Here is a 22320-nt window from a genome sequence, read left to right as displayed (position 1 = left end):
CGGGCATTAGCCCGGGGCCATTTTTTATGAGCATCAGGCCGGTTCCCCTCCAGCCGGACGAGACCGCCTGTCGTTTCGAAGAAAATCGTCCTGCTGCGGGGGAATTCCCTGCTGGGGACGACACGCGGTGGAACTTCGCGCCCCCTACTCAACTGGCATGATGTAGCTGTGACCTCCCATGACGAGCACGGCCGCCCCATCCCGCCGGTGCCGCACGCCATGGCGGCAGTGACCCTGCTGGAGGAGATCCGCAGCGGCCTGGACGATGTGCTGCTGCCGCTCGCGCTGCCGGGCGCGGACCAGGCACGCCGCGAAACGTCGGCCGCAAGGGCGCAGCTGGACGACTACATCCTTCCGCGGTACCGGAGCCTGGACGCCCCCTTGCTTGCCGTCGTCGGCGGTTCCACCGGTGCCGGCAAATCCACCCTGGTGAACGGGCTCGTGGGGCATCCCGTCACGCGGGCCGGGGCCATCCGCCCCACTACCCGCCAGCCCATCCTGCTGCACAACCCCGCGGAGGGAACATGGTTTGAAGGGCAGCGGGTCCTGCCCGGGCTAAGCCGGATCCGCGGTACCCTCGCCGGCAGTCCGGCCGCCGCGGGCGCCATGCCGGAGCCGCGCGACGCCGCTTCGCTGGTGCTGCTGGCCGATCCGGCGGTTCCGGCCGGCATCGCACTCCTTGACGCCCCGGACGTTGACTCCATTTCCGACCAAAACCGCCTGCTGGCCGGGCAACTGCTGGCCGCCGCGGACTTGTGGGTGTTTGTCACCACAGCCAACCGGTACGCGGACGCCGTTCCCTGGAAGCTCCTCCTGGACGCGGCGGCGCGGGACATTACTGTGGCAGTGGTGCTGGACCGGGTGCCGCCGGGCGCGCAGGCGGAGGTAAGCGAGGACCTCCGCGGCCTGCTCGACCGGGAGGGGCTCGGTGGGAGCCGGCTGTTCATCATCGCCGAGACGGTCCTTGATCCGCACGGCATGCTGCCTCCCGGCGCTGTCAATGAGCTGCGGGACTGGCTTGGTGCCCTGGCCGCCGATGCTGCCGGCCGGGCCGCCGTCGCACGGCGGACCCTGAATGGAACCGTCCGCGCCCTGGCCCATCGGATTCCGGATATCGCCGGCGCCGTCCGTGAGCAGGAGCTGGCCGCCTCGCGACTTGAGGCCGACGCCGTGGCGGCTTACGCGGATGCCGCCAAGCGGATCCTTGATGCCACCCGCGACGGTGCACTCCTCCGGGGCGAAGTGCTGGCCCGGTGGCAGGATTTTGTGGGCACCGGTGAATTCTTCCGCGCCCTTGAGCAGAATGTGGGGCGGTTCCGGGACAGGCTGGGGGCCTTCTTCCGCGGTGAACCGGCACCGGCCGTCGGGGTTGAGGCGGCCATCGAAACCGGGCTTCAGGCCGTCATTGTGGACGAGGCAGCCAACGCAGCGGAGGACACCGACCAGCGGTGGCGCTCAGACCCCGCGGGGCGGCAGCTGCTGGGTCCGGACGACCTGTCGGGGACGGCGCCCGGGTTCGCCGAACGGGCAGCAGCGGAAATCCGGGCGTGGCAGGAAGCCCTGATGGAGCTGATCCGGACGGAAGGCCAGGGACGGCGGACGCAGGCCCGGTGGCTGTCCTTTGGCATCAACGGCCTCGGCGCCGCGCTGATGATCGTGGTGTTTTCGATGACTGCGGGCCTGACCGGACTGGAGATCGGCGTGGCGGGCGGAACCGCCGTCGTGGGCCAGCGCCTGCTGGAAGCGGTGTTCGGCGAGGACGCCGTGCGCCGCATGGCTGATAAAGCCCGTGAAGATCTGGCCACGCGGTGCCGGCGCCTGCTGGCAGACGAGCAGGAGAAGTTCCTGCAGCGGCTGCCGGAAGGCAATCCCGCCCTCGCACAACGCCTTGCTGCGCAGGCCGGGGAACTGGCCCGGCTGGCGGAGAGCGCGTGAGCCGCCACAGCGGGGCACACGCGTCCTCCAAACTGGACGCCCGGCTCCAGGCGCTCCAGGACGCCCGGGAGCTGGGGGAGGGGGTCCTGCCGGACCAGGCGCTGCAGGACGTGTTCGACGTCCTGGAGCGCGCAAGTTCCCGCCGTTCCTTGTCCGGCGACCACACCGTGGTGGGATTTTTCGGGGCCACCGGAAGCGGCAAGTCCTCCCTCTTCAACGCGGTCAGCGGCGCGGAGATCGCGACGGCGGCGGCCCGCCGTCCGACGACATCGGAACCACTGGCAGGTGTTTGGGGAGCGGCAGGCAGCGAAGCCCTCCTCGACTGGCTGGAAGTGGGAAACCGGCATCACGCCGCGCCGGTGGACGGCTTCGCCGACGAACAGACGGGGCTGATCCTGCTCGATCTGCCTGACTTCGACTCCACCCATGCAGCCAACCGCGAGATCGTGCAGCGGATGGTGGGGATGGTGGACGTCCTGGTGTGGGTGCTGGACCCGCAGAAGTATGCCGACGCTGCCGTCCACCATGGGTTCCTGGCGCCGCACGCTTCGCACGGGGCCGTCACGCTTGTGGTCCTGAACCAGGTGGACCGGCTCCCGGAACACGATGTGCAGCCCGTGCTCGACTCGCTGCACGCAATCCTTGCAGGTGAAGGGCTGGGACAGGTGCGGGTCCTCCCTTCATCGGCGGTGACGGGGGCGGGGATCGGGGAAGTGCGGGCGGCGATCCGGAAGGTGGCCGTCCAGCGCCAGGCCCAGTCCCGGCGGCTGGAGGCGGATATCACTAAGGCCGGGCAGGACCTGCGGCAGGCTTCCGGGGACGGCGACGCCGCAGGGGTCCGGCCGGCCGCCAGGTCCCGGCTCGCGGGCGAACTGGCTGTGGCAGCGAACGTGCCTGCCGTGGTGCGGGCCGTCGGCCAGTCCTACCGGCTGGAGTCCGTCCGGCGCACCGGCTGGCCCGTCACCCGCTGGCTCTCCAGGTTCCGCCCGGACCCGCTGCGCCGCCTCAATCTCCGCAGGGATTCACCTGCCGGGCTGAACCGGACCTCCCTGCCGGCCGCCGGCGCGCCGGAGCGGGCCCGGACGGACGCTGCCGTCAGGGAATTTGCGGACGCGGCCAGCGAGGGGGCTCCGGGACCCTGGCGGGCAGCGATTAGGGGGAGGGCCAGGGCCGGCCGGGACCGGCTGCCCGACGCCCTGGACCAGGCCATCGCCGGGACCGACATCGGGGCCAACCGCAAGGCGTGGTGGTGGGGTGCCTTCAACGTGGTTCAGTGGCTGGCGCTGCTGACGGTGCTGGGCGGCCTGGGCTGGCTTGGCGTCCTGGCCGGACTGGCCTACCTGCAGCTGCCGGTGCCCGAAGTTCCACGCGCGGAAGGCTGGCCGGTACCCACCCTGATGATCGCCTTCGGCCTGGTGCTGGGGATATTTTTGGCGGTCACCGGCCGTTTCATTGCGTCCGGTGCTGCCCGGGCGCGGGCTGCAAGGGCACGACGGCGGCTGAACAGCGCCGTGGCAGCGGCGGCGCAGGAGCTGGTGGTGGCGCCCGTGGAGGAGGAGATTGCCAGGCTGGCAGCCTTCAACAAGGCGCTGAAGAAGGCCATGGGGCCGTAGGGCTGCTACCGGCCCATAATGACCTAGCCGCCCGCCAGGGCGGCCGCGGCGTCCCGGACCTTGATGAGGGTGCGCAGGTTGCGGGTGGTGGTTGCGGCCTTGAACTTCGTTTTCGCGCTGATCTTGCTGAAGGGGCTGTCCAGTGTCCCTCCCGCCGGGGCCAGCCAGGCAAGCGCTTCGGGCCCCAGCCGCTGCTGGTCCTGGCTTTCAAGGGCTGACCCGGCCGCCTCCAGTTCGTCAAGGACGGCGGTGTCCGAGGACAGGGTGATATAGGTGTGGGTGGACCTGTCGTCGTCCGGGTAGGGGCAGCCATCCACCAGTTGGGCCACCCGCCCGGCGTCCAGGACCACAACCCACGCTTCATAGCCAAAGGCGGCCCGGAGGCACTTTTCGCATTCCTGTTTGACCGCTGCCGCGTCCAGGGTGCTGCTGAGCACCACGTTTCCGCTGGCCAGCAGGGTCTTTGCGTCCGTGAAGCCGCAGGATTTCAGCGCGTCCCGCAGGTCCGCCATCTTGATATTGATCCCGCCCACGTTGATGCCGCGGAGGAACACCGCATAGCTGCCCATGGGCACAGCCTAGCGGCCGGAGCCCCGGTGGGGCCGGCAGGAGCCTAGTCGTTGTTCTTGCGGAGGGCCTCGGTGAGGATGCGCCCGGCATTGCAGACAACTTCGGCGTGCAGGCGGCCGGGCTGGCGGGTCAGCCGCTCAATTGGACCGGAAATGGAGACGGCGGCAATCACCCTGCCGGACGGACCCCTCACCGGTGCCGAAACGGAGGCGACCCCCGGCTCACGCTCGCCAAGGCTCTGTCCCCAGCCCCGGCGTCGTACTCCTGCCAGGACGGTCGGCGTGAAACGGGCCGACTGCAGGCCCTCGAGGAGCCTGTCGTGATCCTCCCAGGCGAGCAGGACCTGCGCGGCAGAGCCGGCCTTCATGGACAACTGCGTGCCCACGGGAATGGTGTCGCGCAGGCCGATGGGGCGCTCCGCGGAGGCGACGCATACGCGCCAGTCACCCTGCCTGCGGAAGATCTGGGCGCTTTCGCCGGTGGCATCGCGCAGTTGCATGAGTACGGGCCCGGCCGAGGCGATCAGGCGGTCTTCCCCGGCGGCGGAGGCAAGCTCCACAAGCCTGCTGCCGAGCACGAACCGGCCCTGGATGTCTCGGCTGACCAGCCGGTGGTGCACCAGCGCCAAAGCGAGGCGGTGGACAGTGGGCCGGGCCAGGCCGGTGGCGGCTACCAGCTGCGCCAGCGTGGTGGGGCCGGCCTCAAGGGCATCGAGCACCTGGGCCGCTTTATCAATGACACCGACTCCACTAGAATTGTCCATGTAATGATATTGCCGTCTCAATATCTGAGATGCAAATCTTTCGGCTGGCGCAGCGCGGAGCCGTCCTGATTCAGTTGGATCAATCAGCCAAACAGCAGTGAAGGGAGATGGCCATGGCAAAGACATTGGCCGAGAAAGTCTGGGACGCACATGTGGTGCGCAAAGGTGACGGCGATGGTGCCAACGCCCAGCCGGACCTTCTGTACATCGACCTTCACCTGGTCCACGAAGTCACGTCCCCGCAGGCGTTCGAAGGCCTGCGGCTGGCCGGCCGCAAGCTGCGCCGGCCGGACCTGACCATTGCCACCGAGGACCACAACACCCCCACGCTGGACATCGACAAACCGATTGCCGACCTGACCAGCCGCACCCAGATCCAGACCCTGCGCAACAACTGCGCGGAGTTCGGCGTCCGGCTGCACAGCCTGGGCGATGCCGAGCAGGGCATCGTGCACGTGGTGGGCCCGCAGCTGGGCCTCACCCAGCCCGGCATGACGGTGGTCTGCGGCGACTCGCATACATCCACCCACGGCGCTTTCGGTGCGCTGGCCATGGGCATCGGCACCTCCGAGGTGGAGCACGTCATGGCCACCCAGACCCTGTCCCTGAAGCCGTTCAAGACCATGGCCATCAACGTCGAGGGCACACTGCGTCCCGGCGTCACCGCCAAGGACATCATCCTCGCCGTGATCGCCAAGATCGGCACCGGCGGCGGCCAGGGCTACGTCCTGGAATACCGCGGGTCGGCGATCCGCGCCCTGTCCATGGAAGCGCGCATGACCATCTGCAACATGTCCATCGAAGCCGGCGCCCGCGCCGGCATGGTGGCCCCGGACGAAACCACCTACGAGTACATGAAGGGCCGCCCCCACGCGCCGGAAGGCGAGGACTGGGACGCCGCCGTGGAGTACTGGAATACGCTGCGTACCGACGACGACGCCACCTTCGACGTGCAGGTTGACCTGGACGCCAACACCCTGGAGCCGTTCGTCACCTGGGGCACCAACCCCGGCCAGGGCGTGTCCCTGTCCGAGTCCGTTCCGTCACCCGGGGACTTCGGTGACGAAAACGCCAAGGCCGCTGCCGAGCGCGCCCTGCAGTACATGGGACTCGAAGCCGGCACGCCCATGAAGGACATCCGCGTGGACACCGTCTTCCTGGGCTCCTGCACCAACTCCCGGATGGAGGACCTGCGTGCCGCTGCCGACATCATCCGCGGCCGGCAAAAGGATCCGAACATCCGGATGCTGGTGGTCCCCGGCTCTGCCCGCGTCCGGCTGGAAGCCGAGGCCGAGGGCCTGGACAAGGTCTTCAAGGACTTCGGTGCCGAGTGGCGCTTTGCCGGCTGCTCCATGTGCCTGGGCATGAACCCGGACCAGCTGGAGGTGGGGGAGCGTTGCGCCTCAACCTCCAACCGAAACTTCGAAGGCCGGCAGGGCAAGGGTGGCCGCACCCACCTGGTCTCCCCGGTGGTGGCCGCAGCCACGGCAGTACGGGGCACGCTCAGCTCTCCATCGGACCTTGACCCGGCTCCCGAACCCGCCGCCATCCGCATCGACGCAGCCTAGGACAGCACAAATGGAAAAGTTCACCAAGCACACCGGTATCGGCGTCCCGCTGCGCCAGAGCAACGTCGACACCGACCAGATCATCCCCGCGGTCTACCTCAAGCGGATCACCCGGACCGGCTTCGAGGACGCGCTCTTCTCCGCCTGGCGCAAGGACCCCTCCTTCATCCTGAACCAGGAGCCCTACAACGCGGGATCGGTCCTGGTGGCAGGCCCCGATTTCGGCACCGGTTCCTCCCGTGAACACGCGGTCTGGGCGCTGAAGGACTACGGTTTCAAAGCCGTCCTGTCCTCCCGGTTCGCCGACATCTTCCGCGGCAACTCGGGCAAGCAGGGACTTCTGGCCGCGCAGGTTGCGCAGGACGACATCGAGCTCATCTGGAAGGAACTCGAAAACGCCCCGGGAACCCAGGTCACCGTGGACCTCGAGTCCAAGACCGTCGTCTGCGGCAACATCGTGGCGCCGTTCGACATCGACGACTACACCCGCTGGCGGCTCCTGGAAGGCCTCGACGACATCGGGCTGACCCTCCAGCACGAAGCCGACATCACCGCCTACGAGGCGACCCGCCAGGCGTTCAAGCCCAAGACCCTGCCGGCGAAGCTTTCCTAGCCCCGGGGCCACCATCCCGGCGGCGTGGCGCAGCGGGCGAAGGCCGCGCCACGCCCCGCCGCCGGTACCCCCTTATTTCGGTTCGGTAACGCGACCTCCTATGCTTGGTTGGAGCCTTTGCAAGGTTTTGGGGGCTAGTGATCGTGAGGAAACCGGTATATGAGTAGTGTTCTGACAATCCGCGGCGGTGTCCCGCTTACAGGCCGCGTCAGCGTCCGTGGGGCAAAGAATCTTGTCCCCAAGGCAATGGTGGCGGCGTTGCTGGGCAACGAACCCTCGGTGTTGCGGAACGTGCCGGAGATCAAGGACGTGGAGGTGGTCACCTCCCTGCTGCAGCTGCATGGGGTGACCGTGGAGAAGGACCCGGTCAACGGTGACCTCACCCTCGATCCCAAGGCCGCAAAGACGGCGCCGAGCACCGCGATCGATGCCCATGCCGGTGACTCCCGCATCCCCATCCTGCTGTGCGGACCGCTGATCCATGCCATTGGCGAAGCCTTCATTCCCGACCTGGGCGGCTGCAAGATCGGCGACCGTCCCATCGACTACCACCTGGATGTCCTGCGCCAGTTCGGTGCCGTCGTGGAGAAGCGCCCCGGTGGCATCCACATCTCTGCACCCAAGGGCCTGCACGGCGCCAAGATCTCGCTGCCGTACCCGTCCGTGGGCGCCACCGAGCAGGTCCTGCTGAGCGCCACCCGCGCGGAAGGCATCACGGAGCTGTCCGGCGCCGCCACCGAGCCGGAAATCATCGACCTTATCGCCGTGCTGCAGAAGATGGGCGCCATCATCAGCGTGCAGACGGACCGGACCATCCGCATCGAGGGTGTCCGTGACCTCGGCGGCTACAACCACCGTGCCCTCTCGGACCGCAACGAATCGGCGTCCTGGGCTTCGGCCGCACTGGTGACCCGCGGCGACATCTTCGTTGAAGGCGCATCCCAGCGCGACATGATGACGTTCCTGAACACCTACCGCAAGGTGGGCGGCGGAATGGACATCGGCGAGGACGGCATCCGGTTCTACCACAAGGGCGGAAAGCTGAACCCGCTGGTCCTTGAAACGGATGTCCACCCCGGCTTCATGACGGACTGGCAGCAGCCCCTGGTGGTTGCGCTGACCCAGGCCGAGGGCGTATCGATCGTGCACGAGACGGTGTATGAGAACCGTTTTGGCTTCACCGACGCCCTGATCCGCATGGGCGCCAGCATCCAGGTGCACCGGGAATGCCTGGGCAGTGTCCCGTGCCGGTTCGGCCAGCGCAACTTCCTGCACTCCGCGGTGATTTCCGGACCCACCCAGCTCAAGGGAACCGACATTGATGTCCCCGACCTGCGCGGCGGGTTCAGCCACCTGATTGCCGCCCTGGCCGCCACCGGAACGTCCCGGGTCACCGGCATCGACATCATCAACCGGGGCTACGAGCGGTTCACGGAAAAGCTCGCCGGCCTTGGGGCCGACTTCGACATCACCACCACGAAGTAGCGCGGCACCGTGAAGGAATCGACCAAAAGCAAGGCCACATTTGTTTTCATTGCCAGCATCGCCCGGCCGCTGCTGAACCTGATGATGTCCAAGACGTGGGAAGGCACCGAAAAGCTTCCCGCCGGCGGCTTCATCGCAGCCCCCAACCACTGCACGGAGATCGACCCCCTTGTTGTGGGGCACATGCTCTACAACCAGAAGCGTGCCCCGCACTTCCTGGCCAAGGCCGCGCTGTTCAAGGTTCCCGGCCTGGGTGCGCTCCTGCGCGCCACCAAGCAGGTGCCGGTGGAGCGCTCGACGGCGGGAGCGAACCGATCGCTGCAAGTGGCCCAGGAGATTGTGGCTGAGGGCGGGGCGATCATCATTTACCCGGAGGGAACGCTGACACGCGATCCCGGGCTTTGGCCGATGAAGGGGCATACCGGCGCGGCAAGGCTGGCCCTCGAAGGCGATATTCCGGTGGTGCCCATTGCCCACTGGGGCGCGCACGAGGTGTTCCCCAGGTACGGCAAGCGGTTCCACGTGTTCCCCCGGAAGCACTCACGCGTCGTCGTGGGCGAACCGGTGGACCTGAGTGCGTTCCGCGGCCGCCCGCTGGACAAGGCCACCCTGACGGAGGCGACGGAAGTGATCATGGACGCGATCACGGCTTTGCTGGCAGGCCTGCGCGGCGAGCAGCCTCCCGCCGAACGCTGGGACCCGGCCAAGCGGCCGCAGGCCAAGCACGGACGGTTCGTTGACCGCGGCGAGCCCGAATCAGGAACGGAAGCTCCGTGACCGCTGACGGAAAGCCGGGGGCGGCGGGCACGGTAGCCGTCCTGGGTGCGGGATCGTGGGGGACAACCTTCGCGAAGATCCTCGCGGACGCTGCGATTGCCGCCGGAACGCCGCGCGTCATCAGGCTTTGGGGCAGGCGCGCCGGGGTGGTCGAAGAGATCAACAACTGCCACCGCAACAGTGAGTACCTCAAGGACATCGTCCTGCCGGAGAGCATCACGGCGTCCACAGACGTCCGCGGAGTCCTGGCGGGAGCCGACCTGGTGGTGCTGGCGGTTCCGGCCCAGTCGCTGCGCCCGCAGCTGCGCGAATGGAAGGACATGATCGCTCCCGGAGCTGTTGTGGTCTCCCTGATGAAGGGGCTGGAGCTGGGCACGGACGCGCGGATGAGCGAGGTCATCGCACAGGAACTGGGCCTGCCGCTGGAACGCATCGCAGTTGTCTCGGGACCCAACCTCGCCATGGAAATTGCGCGGGAAGAGCCTACGGCATCAGTCGTGGCATGCGCTGACTCCGCCACTGCAGGCTGGCTCGCCCGGACCTGCACCGCCCCCTACTTCCGGCCCTACACCACGGCCGATGTGGTCGGCGTCGAAATCGGCGGCATCGTCAAGAACGTGATTGCGCTGGCAGTAGGCATCTGTGAGGGCAAGCAGATGGGGGACAACACCAAGGCCTCGGTGATTACCCGGGGACTCGCGGAAACGTCCCGCCTCGCCTTGGCGCTGGGCGGCGAGGCCAAGACCATGGCCGGGCTCGCCGGGCTGGGCGACCTTGTGGCAACCTGTTCGTCCGCGCTGTCCCGGAACCACACGGCCGGGAGGCTGCTGGGCCAGGGCCTGACCCTGGAGGAGGTGGGCCGAAAGATGACCCAGACCGCCGAAGGCATCAAATCCGGCCAGGCCGTCCATGAACTCGCCGGCAAGCTCGGCGTCGACATGCCCATCACTGCCGCCGTCGTCGCGGTGCTGGCGGGCAAGCTGTCCGTTGACCAACTGGGGCCGGTTCTGCTGTCCCGGGAATTGAAACCTGAAGGCGATTACTGACCATGTCCCAAGACACACCCAACACAGGGGAAACTGCCACCAGCCGCAAGCCGCGGGTCGCCGTGCTTTTCGGCGGCCGCTCCAGCGAGCACGCCGTGAGCTGCGTCACCGCAGCAGGCGTGCTGGGCGCGATCAACAAGGACAAGTACGACGTCATCCCCATCGGGATTGCCAAAACCGGCCAGTGGGTTCTTGCCCCGGCCGAAACCACCCAGTGGTCGCTTGCCGCATCATCACTCCCCGAGGTAGTACCTTCCCCGCAGACCGTCACGCTTGCTGAGATCGGCGGGGAACACCAGCTGATCGTGGCGTCCCCCAACGAGGTTCCGCAGGAACTGGGCGCCGTCGACGTGGTCTTTCCGCTGTTGCACGGCCCCTTCGGCGAGGACGGGACCATCCAGGGGCTCCTTGAACTTTCCGACACCCGCTACGTCGGCGCCGGAGTCCTGGCATCGGCCGTCGGCATGGACAAGCACTACATGAAGGTGGTCTTCGAGGCCGCCGGACTCCGCGTGGGACCCTACGTGGCTGTGACCGACCGGCAGTGGCAGCGGGATCCCGAATCCGTCAGGAAGCAGGTGGACCGCCTCGGTTTCCCCGTCTTCGTCAAGCCGGCCCGTGCCGGCTCGTCGATGGGCATCTCCAAGGTTGATTCCCTTGAGGACCTGGACGCCGCGATCGAAGAGGCCCGCCGCCACGACCTCAAGCTGGTCATTGAAGCCGGAATTGTCGGCCGCGAAATCGAATGCGCTGTCCTGGAAGGCAGGGGCACCGATGCGCCCCGGACCTCGATGCCGGGCGAAATCTCGGTGTCCGGGGGGACGCACGAGTTCTACGACTTCAACGCCAAGTATGTGGAGGATGATGCCGCAGCCCTGAGCTGTCCCGCAGACATCCCCGCGGAAGCGATCTCCCGGGTCCGGGAGCTGGCGGCCGCCGCATTCGACGCCGTCGGCGCCGAGGGCCTGAGCCGCGTGGATTTCTTCTACACCCCCGAGGGCGAACTGATCATCAACGAGATCAACACCATGCCCGGCTTCACGCCCAAGAGCATGTACCCGCAGATGTGGGCAGCGTCCGGACTGGGCTACGCGGACCTGATCGACGAACTCATCCACCTGGCCCTGAACCGCAAAACCGGCCTTCGCTGATCCACGCCGGAACCCTCCCGGCGTGGGCCCACCCGCCTGGACCTACCGGCTCTTCGGCAGGTTCTGCAGGTCTTCCTGGCCCACGCAGTTCCGTGCTGACGGCACCTTTTCGGCAGCTGCTGCCAGGTCCGCGAGTACGGTTGCGGAGCTGATTTTGTCCGGGTCCATCAGGATTTCCGTGGCCGGTTCCCGCCCGTAGGTGGTCAGCGTCCACACGGGGTCGCCCTCCTTGATGACCCAGTCGACGCCGTTGACGGTCACGCAGCGGTCCGTCGTAGGGCCCGGCACATTGACGCCGCAGCGGAGGATGACAAGCGACGGGTCGCCCCAGGCTGCGGTGGCCTGGCTGTTGGTCTTCCGCAGCTTTGAATCGCCGATGGCGTCCGGCAGGGCCACCATCATCGGTGCGCACAGCGGATTGGCGGCGTCCCTGGCGGGCGTGACGTCCACCGCGGGGGAGCAGGCGGTCAAGGAAAGGGCGGCAATTCCCCCAACCATCGCCATCCTGGCGGCACGGGCGGACAGGGGCAGCTGGGGATGGTGCATGATCCCAGCCTATCGCCGCCGTCGTCCCCGCCCGGACACGATGTCGGCCGGGCGCGGTAGCGTAGTGGCGTGCCTGAAGACCTCCGTAACCGCGTCGCCTGCCAGCCCACCGTCGCCGGCCTTTCCGAAGCCGAGCTGCTGGACCGGATTTTTCCGCGCCTCCGGATGGCCGGGGGCCACACCGCCAGCACGTTGCTGGGTCCCGGCGATGACGCCGCCGTCGTCGCAGCCCCGGACGGCAGAACCGTCATCAGCATCGACACCCAGGTCCAGGACCAGGACTTCCGCCTCCTGTGGCCCAACGGCTACCGCACCACCGGGTTCGACGTCGGATGGAAGGCTGCGGCACAAAACCTCAGCGACATCAACGCCATGGGCGCACAGGCAATATCCATGGTGGTCAGCCTCACCCTCCCCGTGGACACGCCCGTGAGGTGGGTGGAGGACCTGGCGGACGGGTTGACAGCCGGAATCCGTGAACTTGGCGCCGCGCGTTGCTCCGTGGCCGGCGGGGACCTGGGCCGGGGCCGCGAAATCTCGGTAACCGTGGCGGTGCTGGGGACGCTCGACGGCGGACAGCCGGTCCTGCGGTCCGGCGCCCGGGCGGGGGACATCCTGGCGCTGGCAGGAACAGCAGGCCATGCCGCCGCAGGCCTGGCGCTGCTTGAATCGGACATCGCCGTGGACACCCTCACCCCGGCCGAGCGCGCCTTCGTGGACCTGCAGTGCCGGCCGCGTCCGCCGCTGCATGCCGGGCCTGCAGCCCGGGCGGCGGGTGCCACGGCAATGCTGGACATCTCGGACGGACTCCTGCGGGACGGCAAGCGGCTGGCCGCCGCCAGCAACGTCGCCGTCGCGCTCGATCCGGCCGGCCTGGCGCAACTGGCGGGCCTCCTGGCCCCCGCCTCCGCCCGCCTGGGCGGGGACGGCACGGCATGGGTGCTGGGCGGCGGAGAGGACCACGGGCTCCTGGCCACATTCCCGGCGGGCGTTCAGCTGCCACCCGGATTCACTGCGATAGGCTCGATACATGCACTCGGTACCGACGAAGGCCCGGGCGTCCTGATTGCGGGCCGGGCCGCGGACACCGGGGGATGGGATCACTTTGCACACTAAGGTTGCCGCCAACGCGCTGGCGATGAAGAGGTGGCTGGGCAAGGCTGAAACTGCCCTGGGAAACCACAGCGACCGGCTCAACGCCATCAACATCTTCCCGGTGGCCGACGGCGACACGGGCACCAACCTCTATCTCACCGTGCGCGCTGCCGCCCGCTCCCTGGTGCTCGCCGAGGATCAGCCGGCCCCGGTCGACGTCGGGGAAGTCCTTGCCACGGCCGGGCAGGCCGCCATGGAGGAAGCCAGGGGAAACTCGGGAACTCTTTTTTCCGTGTTTCTTTGCGCCGCCGCGGAACCCCTTGCCGGCCATACCCGGTTGACCTCCACGCTCCTGTCGGCAGCGCTGAACCGTGCCCAGATCCGCGCATGGTCCGCACTGAGTGATCCAGTTCCGGGAACCATGTTGTCGGTCATGGAAGCGGCAGCCCGTGCGGCAGCCGCCGTCGACGCCGCCCAGGACGGCGATGACAGCAACCATGCGCTGGGCCTGGCCCTGGACGCGGCGGTGGAGGGTGCGCTGGCCGCCGTGATCCACACCGAGGAGCAGCTCGATGCCCTGCAGTCCGCCCATGTGGTGGACGCGGGCGGCGTGGGCATGCTGCTGATCCTCGACTGCCTCCGCTCCGCCGTCCTGGGCGAGGAACTGCAGAGCGAACTCCTCGATGGCCTGCACGGCTACGACGTCTCCGACCCCCACATCCACACTTCCATGCCGGACGACGACGGCGTGGAAGTCATGTGCACCATCAACCTTTCGCCCCTGAATGCCGCCACCCTCCGGCAGCGGCTGGACGAGATCGGCGAGTCCGTCATCATGAGCCAGGTGGGCAACGGCTCGGATCCCGAGGGCAACTACCGGTGGCGGGTCCACGTCCACGTTCCGGAACCTGACGCGGCCGTGGACATCATCAGGTCGCTGGGGGAGCCGTCCCAGATCAGCATCAGCGAGTTGGCGCTTCCCCGGGACCCGGATGCGGAAAAGGTGAACACCGGCGGGCATGAACGCTGAGCTGGACCTCGCCCTGGAACGCCGGATCGGAAAGCGCTCCGCGGCCGTCATTGAAAAACACCTTGGCATCACCACTGTCGAAGGCCTCCTCAATTACTTTCCCCGCCGCTACCTCATGCGCGGTGAGCTGACTCCCATCAGCGAGCTCCCGCTCAATGAGGACGTCACCCTCATCGCCCGGGTGCTGTCCAGCAGCACGCGGGCAATGCAGGCACGGCGGGGGACCATCACGGACGTCATCGTTTCCGACGACGACGGGCAGCAGGGCCTCCGGCTGGTGGGCGGCAGGGACTACCACGGCAAAGTGCCCGGGACCCTCAAGATCAGCTTCTTCAACGGCTACAAGGCAAAAGCCGAGCTCCTGCAGGGACGGCGGGCGCTGTTCTCGGGAAAAGTCACCAGCTTCAAAGGCCAGCTGGGCCTCACCAACCCGGACTTCCAGCTCCTGGACGATGACCCCTTCGTGCAGGGCACCGGTGACCCCGCGAAACTCGCCGCGATGCCCATCCCCGTGTATCCCGCCACAGCCAAGCTTCCCAGCTGGAGGATCCAGAAGGTGATCGGCACCCTGCTCGAAACCGTGGACCTGGGTGCGCTGCCGGATCCGCTTCCACCTACGGTCGCCGCGAGGGAAGGCTTCCTGCCCGTGGCGGAGGCGTACCGGCTCATCCACGCGCCGGAAATCGCCGCCGACTGGAAACGCGCCCGGGACCGGTTCCGGTACCAGGAAGCCCTGGTGCTGCAATCAGCGCTTGCCAGGCGCCGGGCCCAGCTCGCCGCCGAGGAAGCCACCGCACGGCGCCCTGTCACAGACGGTCTCCTGGCTGCCTTCGACCAGGACCTGCCCTTCACGCTCACAGCCGGCCAGGCCGCCGTCGGCAAGACCCTCGCCGCGGAACTGGCGCAGGCAGCCCCCATGAACCGGCTGCTGCAGGGTGAAGTGGGCTCAGGGAAAACCGTGGTGGCGCTGCGGGCCATGTTGCAGGTGATCGACGCCGGCGGCCAGGCCGCACTTCTGGCGCCCACCGAAGTGCTCGCCGCCCAGCATTACGACTCCATCCGCCGCACCCTGGGCGTGCTCTCCAGCGACGGACTCCTCGGCGGGCCGTCCGGGGGCAACGGGCCGTCCGTGCAGGTCACGCTTCTGACCGGGTCCATGCCCACTGCGGCACGGAAACAAGCCATGCTGGACGCCGCCTCGGGGACCGCAGGAATCATCATCGGCACCCACGCCCTCCTCAGTGACAACGTGTCCTTCTACGACCTCGGCCTGATCGTGGTGGACGAGCAGCACCGCTTCGGTGTGGAACAGCGCGATGCCCTGCGGGCGAAGGCCCGGAAACCGCCGCACCTGCTCGTCATGACCGCCACGCCCATTCCCCGCACCGTAGCGATGACCGTGTTTGGCGACCTTGAGACCTCCACCCTCGACGAACTGCCAAAGGGCCGGGCCCCGATCACCACCTACCTCGTGGGCCTTGCGGAAAATCCCGGCTGGGTGGCACGGATCTGGGCACGTGCCCGGGAAGAGATCGACGCCGGCCACCAGGTGTACGTGGTCTGTCCCAAGATCGGAACAGACGACGACGGCGACTTCAGCCCGGGGGAGGCGGCACCTCCCGGCATGGACACAGAGGAGACGCGGGAGCTCGCGTCGGTCACCGCCGTCGTGGACCATCTTCAGGGCGAGCCCTCGCTGGCAGGGGTGCCGCTGGCTCCCCTACACGGACGCCAGGACCCCGACCTGAAGACGGAGACCATGGCCGGGTTCACCGCCAACCGCATCAAGCTGCTCGTCTCCACCACCGTGATCGAAGTGGGGGTGGACGTCCACAACGCCACCCTGATGGTCATCCTGGACGCCGACAGGTTCGGCATCTCCCAGTTGCACCAGCTTCGCGGCCGTGTGGGCCGCGGCGGACTGCCGGGAACCTGCCTGCTGGTCACCGCCCTGGAACCGGGCCACCCAAGCCGGCGGCGGCTGGATGCCGTGGCGGCCACCACCGACGGGTTTGTGCTCTCCCAGGAAGACCTCAAACTGCGGCGCGAGGGCGACATCCTGGGCGCTTCCCAGTCCGGCGGACGGTCCACATTGAAACTGCTGCGGGTGCTCGAACACGAAGACGTCATCGCCCGGGCCAGGGAGGACGCCCAGGCGATCGTAGGCGGCGACCCGTTGCTGTCCGGCTACCCGGAACTCGCGGACGCCATCGAGAAATACCTCAACCCTGAGAAGGAGGCGTTCCTTGAACGCGGTTAGCAAAGAAAGCGGAGCGGGCGCCGGCGGATCGCGGTGGGCACGGTGACCAGGATTATCTCCGGCGTTGGTGGCGGAACGCCGTTGGCGGCGGTTCCCGGGTCCTTGACCAGGCCTACGACAGACCGGGTGAAGGAAGCTCTGTTCTCCCGCCTGGACGCCTTCGAGGTGATTTCCGGGGCGCGGGTGCTTGATCTATACGCGGGTTCGGGTTCCCTGGGGGTGGAAAGCGCCAGCAGGGGAGCCGCGACAGTGGACCTGGTGGAATCCGACGCCAAGGCCAGCGGTGTGTGCCAGCGCAACGCGGACCTCATTAACGGAGTCCTGGGCCGAAAGGCCGTCACGGTGCACCGCTCCAGGGTGGAACCTTTCCTGGACCGGGCCGCGGAATCTGCGGCCTGGGACCTGGTGTTCCTGGATCCGCCGTATCCGTTGGAGGAAGCCGCACTGTCGGCGGTGCTGCAGAAGCTCGCCGCGCACCTGGTCCCGGGTGCCGTTGTGGTGGTGGAACGCTCGTCCCGCTCCCCGGAACCGCAGTGGCCGGACGGGATGACGAGGTTCGCCGAAAAGAAGTACGGGGAAACCCGGCTGTGGTTCGCCGAGCCGTTCGTGCCCGACGCCATCGCTCCGGATGACCTGGCCGATGTTGCCGGACCTGACACCCAGGGCACCTAGCCCGCCAAGGCGCTCAGCCCGAGAAGGGGTCCAGATCCACTCCCGCCAGGACACGGGCAGGGTGGGGCCCCCGGGCGGTCAGCTCAGCTGTCCACGATTCCGGCCAGGGGCCCTGTGTGCCTGCCAGGATGATGTTGCCCGGGTACCTGCCCTCGAACATGCCCGCTTCCGCAAAGGCACCCACATCCGCCATTGCCGCGCGCATCGCCGCCACCTGGCTCCGGACCAGTGTGAGGGCCGCCTCGTCGCCCACGTTGACGATCAGCAGGCCGTCCGGGCGCAGACGCTCCCTGGCTTCGCGGTAGAAACCGCTGGTGGCGATGTGGGCCGGCGCTTCCGGGCCGGAAATGATGTCCAGGATTACGACGTCGAACGTGAGTCCCGGATCGAGGGCACCGAGCGCCTCGCGGGCGTCGCCGATGACGGTGGTCAGGTCTGTCCCGTCGGGCATGGGAAGGTGCCGAAGGACAAAGTCGAGCAGCTCACGTTCCAGCTCGACCGCGTACTGGAGCGAACCGGCGCGGGTGGCCTGGATGTAGCGCGCAAGCGTCAGCGCCCCTGCCCCCAGGTGGAGGGCGCTGATCGGCTCGCCGGGAGGGGCGGCCAGATCCACCAGGTGCCCGATCCTGCGGAGGTATTCGTAGAAGATGTCCTCCGGCCGGTCGAGGTTGACGTGGGATTGTTCGGAGCCGCCGATGCTCAGTACATAGCCCCCGTCAGTGAACGCATCGGGTTCGATGGTGGCATGCCGGCCGGTGGTCCGCAGGAAGCGGCTGGCGTGCACGCCGCTGCCGCCGGACATCAGAGCCTTCCGCGCAGGGTGGACAGCCGCGCCGCAGCCTCCTCCAGGACTTCTGTCTTTTTGCAGAACGCGAACCGGAGCAGGCTTCGCATCCGCTTCGCGCCTTCCGCATGGCAGAAGACCGGAACGGGAATGGCTGCGACGCCCACCAGTGCCGGCAGGCGGCGTGCGAGGTCCAGGGCATCGGTGATGCCCAGCGGAGCCGTATCCACATTGACGAAGTAGGTTCCCTGTGGTGTGAAAACGTCAAAGCCCGCCGCCCGAAGTCCGGCGCTGAGGATGTCACGTTTCGTCTCAAGGGCGGCGGCGATGCCCGTGTAGAAACTGTCCGGCAGGGCCAGCCCCTTGGCGATCGCGGCCTGGAAGGGAGTGCCTGAGCTGTAGGTAAGGAATTGCTTGACCGTGCGGACGGCGGAGACCAACTCTTCGGGCCCGCTCAGCCAGCCGATCTTCCAGCCGGTCAGGGAAAAGGTCTTTCCGGCAGAGGAAATGGTGATGGTGCGGGCGGCGGCCCCTGGAAGGGTGGCAACGGGGGTATGGGCCACGCCGAAGGTGAGGTGCTCATACACCTCATCCGTGATGACAATGCTGCCGTGCTTCTCCGCGAGCTCCACCACGCGCTGCAGGACGGCCGGCGGAAAAACGGCGCCGGTGGGATTGTGCGGGTTGTTCAGCAGTACCACGCGGGTCCGCCCGTTGAACGCTGCCTCCAGGGCCGCCATGTCCGGCATGAAGTCCGGGGCAGCGAGCGGCACCGTGACGTGGGAGGCGCCGGAAAGCCCAATGACCGCGCCGTAGGAGTCATAGAAAGGCTCGAACGTCAGGACCTCGTCGCCGGGTCCGGCAAAGGCCAGGAGGGCCGCGGCGATGCCTTCGGTGGCTCCGGTGGTGATGATGACTTCGGTTGCCGGGTCCGGCGCAAGCCCGTAGAACCGTTCCTGGTGTGCGGCCACCGCCTGGCGGAGTTCGGGCAGGCCCTTGCCGGGCGCGTACTGGTTGGCCCCCGCTGCGATGGCTGCCCGGGCTGCCTCCCGGATTTCGGCAGGCCCGTCCTCATCGGGGAAGCCCTGGCCCAGGTTGATGGCCCCGGTCTGGACGGCCAGGGTGGTCATCTCTTCAAAGATGGTGACACCCAGCCCGCCGTCGGGCGCCAGGAGGTTGGCACCGAGCGCCGTACGCTGCCAGGGCGCAGGTGCCAAGGGGGTGGAAAGTTCCCGTGGTGGATGCATCCAGTCATGGTATCCCGGCCTTTCCATGGGGTAGGTTCGGAGCATGAGACGCGCTGTGTGCCCCGGATCCTTCGACCCCATCCACAACGGCCATCTCGAAGTCATCGCACGGGCTGCCGGTCTTTTCGACGAGGTCATCGTGGCCATTTCCACCAACTACGCCAAGAAGTACATGTTCAGCCTGGAAGAGCGGCTGGAAATGGCGCGCGAAACGCTGGCACTGCTCAGGGGCATCGTGGTGGAACCGGTGGGCGAGGGGCTCCTGGCGGAGTACTGCCGCCAGCGGGGCGTGTCGGCCATCGTCAAGGGGCTCCGGTCCTCGTCGGACTTTGACTACGAGCTGCCCATGGCCACCATGAACCGGCAGCTGAGCGGGGTGGAGACAGTGTTCCTCCCGGCAGAGGCCAGCTACGTCCATTTGTCCTCCACCCTGATCAAAGAGGTGTCGTCCCTGGGCGGCAGCGTGTCCGACTACGTGCCCCGCTCGGTGCACCGCCGCATGGTTTCCGGCGAGCCTTCGGCGGATCAGCAGCCAAAGCGGTAGGCTGGATCGGTACTTCGGCGCTTCCTCGTGCCGGTTTGAGTCGCTGCGGCTCTTCAGGCTAAGATGGTACGTCGGTCATATGTTCAACAGGAGTTCTCATTAACAGAGATGCTGGTTCGCCCTTGGCGTTCGACGTCAAGGACCTCGGGCGCAGCCCGGGAAGCATGCGGACACTGAAGGAACATGTACCCGCACCGGGTGATCTTGGTGTGGCGCTCATTGGTGTTCAGGAAGGCTCGGATGTCGAGCTGGATCTGAGGCTGGAGGCCGTACACGAAGGAATTCTGGTATCAGGAACCGTGGTTGCCGAAGTTACTGGCGAGTGCGGCCGATGCCTGGATCCCCTTGCGTATGACCTTGAGGTCAATGTGCAAGAACTTTTCTTCTACGAGGGCATTCAGCTTTCGGATGGAGAAGATGATGAAGAGCAACGTCGAGTCGAGCACGATGTAATCGATCTTGAACCGGTGTTGCGGGACGCGGTTGTCACCAATCTGCCGTTCCAGCCGGTGTGCCGGGAAGACTGCCAGGGCCTTTGCTCCGAATGCGGAGCTCGCCTGGAAGACGAGCCGGGGCACCACCACGAGGTCCTGGATCCTCGCTGGGCTGCCCTAGCTGATATGGCTAAGCCTGACCGGCAAAATTGATTTGTACGTGTTTGTCTAGAGAGAAATGAGTTAGCCGTGGCTGTTCCCAAGCGGAAAATGTCTCGCTCGAATACCCGCGCCCGCCGCTCGCAGTGGAAGGCGACCGCCCCCCACCTGGTGAAGACCGTTGAGAACGGCCAGGTCACCTACAGCCTGCCGCACCAGGCAAAGGTCGTTACCGACTCTGCCGGCACCGCGCTGTTCCTTGAGTACAAGGGCCGCAAGGTCGCTGACGTCTAATCGGCCCAACAGGCTGACTGATGTCTTCAACTGAAGAGCTTCTGAAGCGTCTCGGTGTCACTATTGACGCCGGGACGCTTCGTCTTGCGCTTACCCACCGTTCGTACGCATACGAGAACGGCGGCATACCCACCAACGAGCGGCTCGAGTTCCTGGGCGACTCCATTTTGGGATTCTCCGTCACCGATGCCCTCTACCGGGACAACCCGGACCTGCCCGAAGGCGAACTCGCCAAGCGCCGGTCCGCCGTCGTCAGTACCCGGGCCCTCGCCGGGATCGGCCGCAGCCTTGGCATCGGTGAGTATATCTACCTCGGGCAGGGCGAAAAGCTCACCCACGGCAAGAACAAGGCCTCCATCCTCGCGGACACCATGGAGGCCCTGATCGGGGCAACGTACGTTTCCAACGACATCGAGACCGCGCGCCAGCTGGTCATGCGGCTGGTCGGTCCGCTGCTGAAGGACGCCGCAGTCCTGGGCGCCGGCACCGACTGGAAGACCAGCATCCAGGAACTCGCCGCCAGCCGGCAGCTGGGCAGCATCCACTATGCAGTGGACGGCTCCGGCCCGGACCACGCCCGCACCTTCACGGCGGTGCTGAACATTGGCGGCAAGGCCTACGGCAAGGGCTCCGGCCATTCCAAGAAGGAAGCCGAACAGGAGGCAGCGGAAGACGCCTGGCGGGTGCTCTCCGGAGCCGGGGCCCAGGCTGACCCCAGCACCTCCGCAGGCTCCATAGCCGCCAAGTAGCGCTCCGTGCCTGAATTGCCAGAGGTCGAAGTGGTGCGCCGCGGCCTGGTGAACTGGGTCCGCGGCAGGACCATCCGCGCCGTGGACGTCATCGATCCCCGCTCCATCCGGCGCCACGCCCTCGGGGCAGGGGACTTCATCGGCAACCTCGAAGGCGCCACGGTGGCCGACGTCGTGCGGCGCGGCAAGTTCCTCTGGATGCCGCTGCTGGACGGCACCGCTGCGCTGCCGAACGCCGGGGAGGACACCCGCGTTCCCGCGGTGGCACTCATGGCGCATCTGGGCATGAGCGGGCAGCTGCTGATGCAGGGCCCCGGCGTTCCCGATGAAAGGCACCTCAAGGTCCGTTTCCGGCTCAGTCCCCGCGACGGCATGCCGGACCAGCTGCGGTTCGTGGACCAGCGGATCTTCGGAGGCCTTTTTGTCACCGCACTGGTACCCACGGACGACGGCGGCCCGGGCGGCCTCGCGGAATCCCCCCTTCCCCTGATCGCCGCCGAAGCCGCGCACATTGCGCGCGATCCACTGGACCCTTCGTTCTCCTTCGACCTCTTCTACCAGCGGCTTCGGAAGCGCCGGACCGGCCTGAAGCGGGCACTGCTGGACCAGGGCCTGGTCTCCGGTATCGGGAACATCTATGCCGACGAAGCGCTGTGGCGGGCCCGGCTGCATTACGCCCGGCCCACCGATACCCTGCGCCGGGGGGACGCCCGGCGTGTCCTCGACAGCGCCCGCGAGGTCATGCTCGATGCCCTGGCCGCAGGAGGAACCAGCTTCGATTCCCTGTACGTCAACGTCAACGGCGCCTCAGGCTACTTCGACCGGTCCCTCAACGCGTACGGCCGCCAGGGTGAGCCGTGCAAAAGGTGCGCGGCCGCAGGAATCCAGGCGGTCATCCGCCGCGAGCAGTTCATGAACCGTTCGTCCCACACCTGCCCCGTGTGCCAGCCGCGGCCACGCAACGGCCGCTGGTAGCACCGGGCCG

Annotated in this window: 22 protein-coding genes; 17 read left to right on the top strand and 5 right to left on the bottom strand. The window is 67.4% G+C overall.

Annotated elements, in window-relative coordinates; all coding sequences use genetic code 11:
• Nucleotides 1–168 precede the first annotated feature (168 nt).
• Complete coding sequence (locus FB478_RS05225; protein ID WP_018768322.1) at nucleotides 169–1935, top strand: dynamin family protein; 1767 nt, start codon at nucleotides 169–171, stop codon at nucleotides 1933–1935.
• A complete protein-coding gene (locus FB478_RS05220) occupies nucleotides 1932–3548 on the top strand; it encodes a GTPase (protein ID WP_144599843.1) in 1617 nt (538 codons plus the stop codon). Before FB478_RS05225 ends, FB478_RS05220 begins: the two co-directional genes overlap by 4 nt.
• A gap of 23 nt (nucleotides 3549–3571) precedes the next feature.
• Here FB478_RS05220 and FB478_RS05215 read toward each other — a convergent pair whose 3' ends face one another.
• Complete coding sequence (locus FB478_RS05215) at nucleotides 3572–4117, bottom strand: DUF1697 domain-containing protein (RefSeq protein ID WP_056387902.1); 546 nt, start codon at nucleotides 4115–4117, stop codon at nucleotides 3572–3574.
• 44 nt (nucleotides 4118–4161) lie between these two features.
• The gene (locus tag FB478_RS05210; RefSeq protein ID WP_009356552.1) at nucleotides 4162–4881 is read right to left on the bottom strand and encodes an IclR family transcriptional regulator; all 720 of its coding nucleotides are present in this window, start codon (nucleotides 4879–4881) and stop codon (nucleotides 4162–4164) included.
• A gap of 113 nt (nucleotides 4882–4994) precedes the next feature.
• Here FB478_RS05210 and leuC point away from each other — a divergent pair, with 113 nt between their 5' ends.
• From leuC to FB478_RS05180, 6 genes are all read left to right on the top strand, one after another.
• A complete protein-coding gene (gene leuC / locus FB478_RS05205; protein WP_026265621.1) occupies nucleotides 4995–6449 on the top strand; it encodes a 3-isopropylmalate dehydratase large subunit in 1455 nt (484 codons plus the stop codon).
• A gap of 10 nt (nucleotides 6450–6459) precedes the next feature.
• A complete protein-coding gene (gene leuD / locus FB478_RS05200; RefSeq protein WP_018768318.1) occupies nucleotides 6460–7062 on the top strand; it encodes a 3-isopropylmalate dehydratase small subunit in 603 nt (200 codons plus the stop codon).
• A 159-nt stretch (nucleotides 7063–7221) separates the two neighbouring features.
• Nucleotides 7222–8547, top strand: coding sequence for a UDP-N-acetylglucosamine 1-carboxyvinyltransferase (murA, locus tag FB478_RS05195; protein WP_026265620.1), 1326 nt, complete (start codon nucleotides 7222–7224; stop codon nucleotides 8545–8547).
• 9 nt (nucleotides 8548–8556) lie between these two features.
• Complete coding sequence (locus FB478_RS05190) at nucleotides 8557–9324, top strand: 1-acyl-sn-glycerol-3-phosphate acyltransferase (protein ID WP_144599842.1); 768 nt, start codon at nucleotides 8557–8559, stop codon at nucleotides 9322–9324.
• Nucleotides 9321–10370 (top strand): NAD(P)H-dependent glycerol-3-phosphate dehydrogenase, encoded by a 1050-nt coding sequence (locus FB478_RS05185; RefSeq protein WP_056387897.1) that lies wholly within the window; start codon nucleotides 9321–9323, stop codon nucleotides 10368–10370. Before FB478_RS05190 ends, FB478_RS05185 begins: the two co-directional genes overlap by 4 nt.
• Nucleotides 10371–10372: 2 nt before the next feature.
• Nucleotides 10373–11521 carry a D-alanine--D-alanine ligase family protein gene (locus FB478_RS05180; protein WP_056387895.1) on the top strand — a complete coding sequence of 383 codons (1149 nt, stop codon included), beginning with the start codon at nucleotides 10373–10375 and terminating at the stop codon, nucleotides 11519–11521.
• A gap of 42 nt (nucleotides 11522–11563) precedes the next feature.
• Here FB478_RS05180 and FB478_RS05175 read toward each other — a convergent pair whose 3' ends face one another.
• Nucleotides 11564–12067 carry a DUF3515 domain-containing protein gene (locus FB478_RS05175; protein WP_018768313.1) on the bottom strand — a complete coding sequence of 168 codons (504 nt, stop codon included), beginning with the start codon at nucleotides 12065–12067 and terminating at the stop codon, nucleotides 11564–11566.
• Nucleotides 12068–12136: 69 nt separating this feature from the next.
• Here FB478_RS05175 and thiL point away from each other — a divergent pair, with 69 nt between their 5' ends.
• From thiL to rsmD, 4 genes are read left to right on the top strand one after another with little or no spacing between them, the layout of a single operon-like run.
• Nucleotides 12137–13183 (top strand): thiamine-phosphate kinase, encoded by a 1047-nt coding sequence (gene thiL / locus FB478_RS05170; RefSeq protein WP_056387892.1) that lies wholly within the window; start codon nucleotides 12137–12139, stop codon nucleotides 13181–13183.
• A gap of 22 nt (nucleotides 13184–13205) precedes the next feature.
• Nucleotides 13206–14192: a DAK2 domain-containing protein gene (locus FB478_RS05165; RefSeq protein ID WP_134163917.1), complete on the top strand. Its 987-nt coding sequence runs from the start codon at nucleotides 13206–13208 to the stop codon at nucleotides 14190–14192.
• The gene (locus FB478_RS05160; RefSeq protein ID WP_018768310.1) at nucleotides 14182–16452 is read left to right on the top strand and encodes an ATP-dependent DNA helicase RecG; all 2271 of its coding nucleotides are present in this window, start codon (nucleotides 14182–14184) and stop codon (nucleotides 16450–16452) included. Before FB478_RS05165 ends, FB478_RS05160 begins: the two co-directional genes overlap by 11 nt.
• A 42-nt stretch (nucleotides 16453–16494) precedes the next feature.
• Complete coding sequence (rsmD, locus tag FB478_RS05155; protein ID WP_056388174.1) at nucleotides 16495–17124, top strand: 16S rRNA (guanine(966)-N(2))-methyltransferase RsmD; 630 nt, start codon at nucleotides 16495–16497, stop codon at nucleotides 17122–17124.
• Between the two features lie 13 nt (nucleotides 17125–17137).
• On the opposite strand, the gene FB478_RS05150 is transcribed toward rsmD, so the two are convergent.
• Nucleotides 17138–17926, bottom strand: coding sequence for a spermidine synthase (locus FB478_RS05150; protein ID WP_186447730.1), 789 nt, complete (start codon nucleotides 17924–17926; stop codon nucleotides 17138–17140).
• On the bottom strand, nucleotides 17926–19155 hold the full coding sequence (locus tag FB478_RS05145) for an aminotransferase class I/II-fold pyridoxal phosphate-dependent enzyme (protein ID WP_186447729.1): 1230 nt from the start codon (nucleotides 19153–19155) through the stop codon (nucleotides 17926–17928). Before FB478_RS05145 ends, FB478_RS05150 begins: the two co-directional genes overlap by 1 nt.
• A gap of 43 nt (nucleotides 19156–19198) precedes the next feature.
• Here FB478_RS05145 and coaD point away from each other — a divergent pair, with 43 nt between their 5' ends.
• The 5 genes from coaD (at nucleotide 19199) to mutM (ending at nucleotide 22310) form a co-directional block, all read left to right on the top strand.
• Nucleotides 19199–19699, top strand: a complete 501-nt coding sequence (coaD, locus tag FB478_RS05140) for a pantetheine-phosphate adenylyltransferase (RefSeq protein WP_056387888.1) — start codon at nucleotides 19199–19201, stop codon at nucleotides 19697–19699.
• Between the two features lie 122 nt (nucleotides 19700–19821).
• Nucleotides 19822–20346: a DUF177 domain-containing protein gene (locus FB478_RS05135; protein WP_082581631.1), complete on the top strand. Its 525-nt coding sequence runs from the start codon at nucleotides 19822–19824 to the stop codon at nucleotides 20344–20346.
• A 36-nt stretch (nucleotides 20347–20382) separates the two neighbouring features.
• Nucleotides 20383–20586 (top strand): 50S ribosomal protein L32, encoded by a 204-nt coding sequence (rpmF, locus tag FB478_RS05130; RefSeq protein WP_009356569.1) that lies wholly within the window; start codon nucleotides 20383–20385, stop codon nucleotides 20584–20586.
• Between the two features lie 20 nt (nucleotides 20587–20606).
• Nucleotides 20607–21335: a ribonuclease III gene (gene rnc / locus FB478_RS05125; protein ID WP_056387882.1), complete on the top strand. Its 729-nt coding sequence runs from the start codon at nucleotides 20607–20609 to the stop codon at nucleotides 21333–21335.
• A 6-nt stretch (nucleotides 21336–21341) separates the two neighbouring features.
• The gene (gene mutM / locus FB478_RS05120) at nucleotides 21342–22310 is read left to right on the top strand and encodes a bifunctional DNA-formamidopyrimidine glycosylase/DNA-(apurinic or apyrimidinic site) lyase (protein ID WP_144599841.1); all 969 of its coding nucleotides are present in this window, start codon (nucleotides 21342–21344) and stop codon (nucleotides 22308–22310) included.
• The last annotated feature ends 10 nt before the right edge of the window (nucleotides 22311–22320 follow it).

It is taken from the genome of Arthrobacter sp. AG367 (genome assembly GCF_007828995.1).
In the GTDB taxonomy this organism is placed as follows: domain Bacteria; phylum Actinomycetota; class Actinomycetes; order Actinomycetales; family Micrococcaceae; genus Arthrobacter.
Note: the sequence above shows the minus strand (reverse complement) of the source record. Positions and strands in the feature narration are given on the sequence as shown.

Coding starts and splice junctions, on each gene's coding strand:
- FB478_RS05215 (WP_056387902.1), bottom strand. CDS start 4,117: ATGGGCAGCTATGCGGTGTTCCTCCGCGGCATCAACGTGGGCGGGATC.
- FB478_RS05210 (WP_009356552.1), bottom strand. CDS start 4,881: ATGGACAATTCTAGTGGAGTCGGTGTCATTGATAAAGCGGCCCAGGTG.
- leuC (WP_026265621.1), top strand. CDS start 4,995: ATGGCAAAGACATTGGCCGAGAAAGTCTGGGACGCACATGTGGTGCGC.
- leuD (WP_018768318.1), top strand. CDS start 6,460: ATGGAAAAGTTCACCAAGCACACCGGTATCGGCGTCCCGCTGCGCCAG.
- murA (WP_026265620.1), top strand. CDS start 7,222: ATGAGTAGTGTTCTGACAATCCGCGGCGGTGTCCCGCTTACAGGCCGC.
- FB478_RS05180 (WP_056387895.1), top strand. CDS start 10,373: ATGTCCCAAGACACACCCAACACAGGGGAAACTGCCACCAGCCGCAAG.
- FB478_RS05175 (WP_018768313.1), bottom strand. CDS start 12,067: ATGCACCATCCCCAGCTGCCCCTGTCCGCCCGTGCCGCCAGGATGGCG.
- FB478_RS05165 (WP_134163917.1), top strand. CDS start 13,206: ATGAAGAGGTGGCTGGGCAAGGCTGAAACTGCCCTGGGAAACCACAGC.
- FB478_RS05160 (WP_018768310.1), top strand. CDS start 14,182: ATGAACGCTGAGCTGGACCTCGCCCTGGAACGCCGGATCGGAAAGCGC.
- FB478_RS05150 (WP_186447730.1), bottom strand. CDS start 17,926: ATGTCCGGCGGCAGCGGCGTGCACGCCAGCCGCTTCCTGCGGACCACC.
- FB478_RS05145 (WP_186447729.1), bottom strand. CDS start 19,155: ATGCATCCACCACGGGAACTTTCCACCCCCTTGGCACCTGCGCCCTGG.
- coaD (WP_056387888.1), top strand. CDS start 19,199: ATGAGACGCGCTGTGTGCCCCGGATCCTTCGACCCCATCCACAACGGC.
- rnc (WP_056387882.1), top strand. CDS start 20,607: ATGTCTTCAACTGAAGAGCTTCTGAAGCGTCTCGGTGTCACTATTGAC.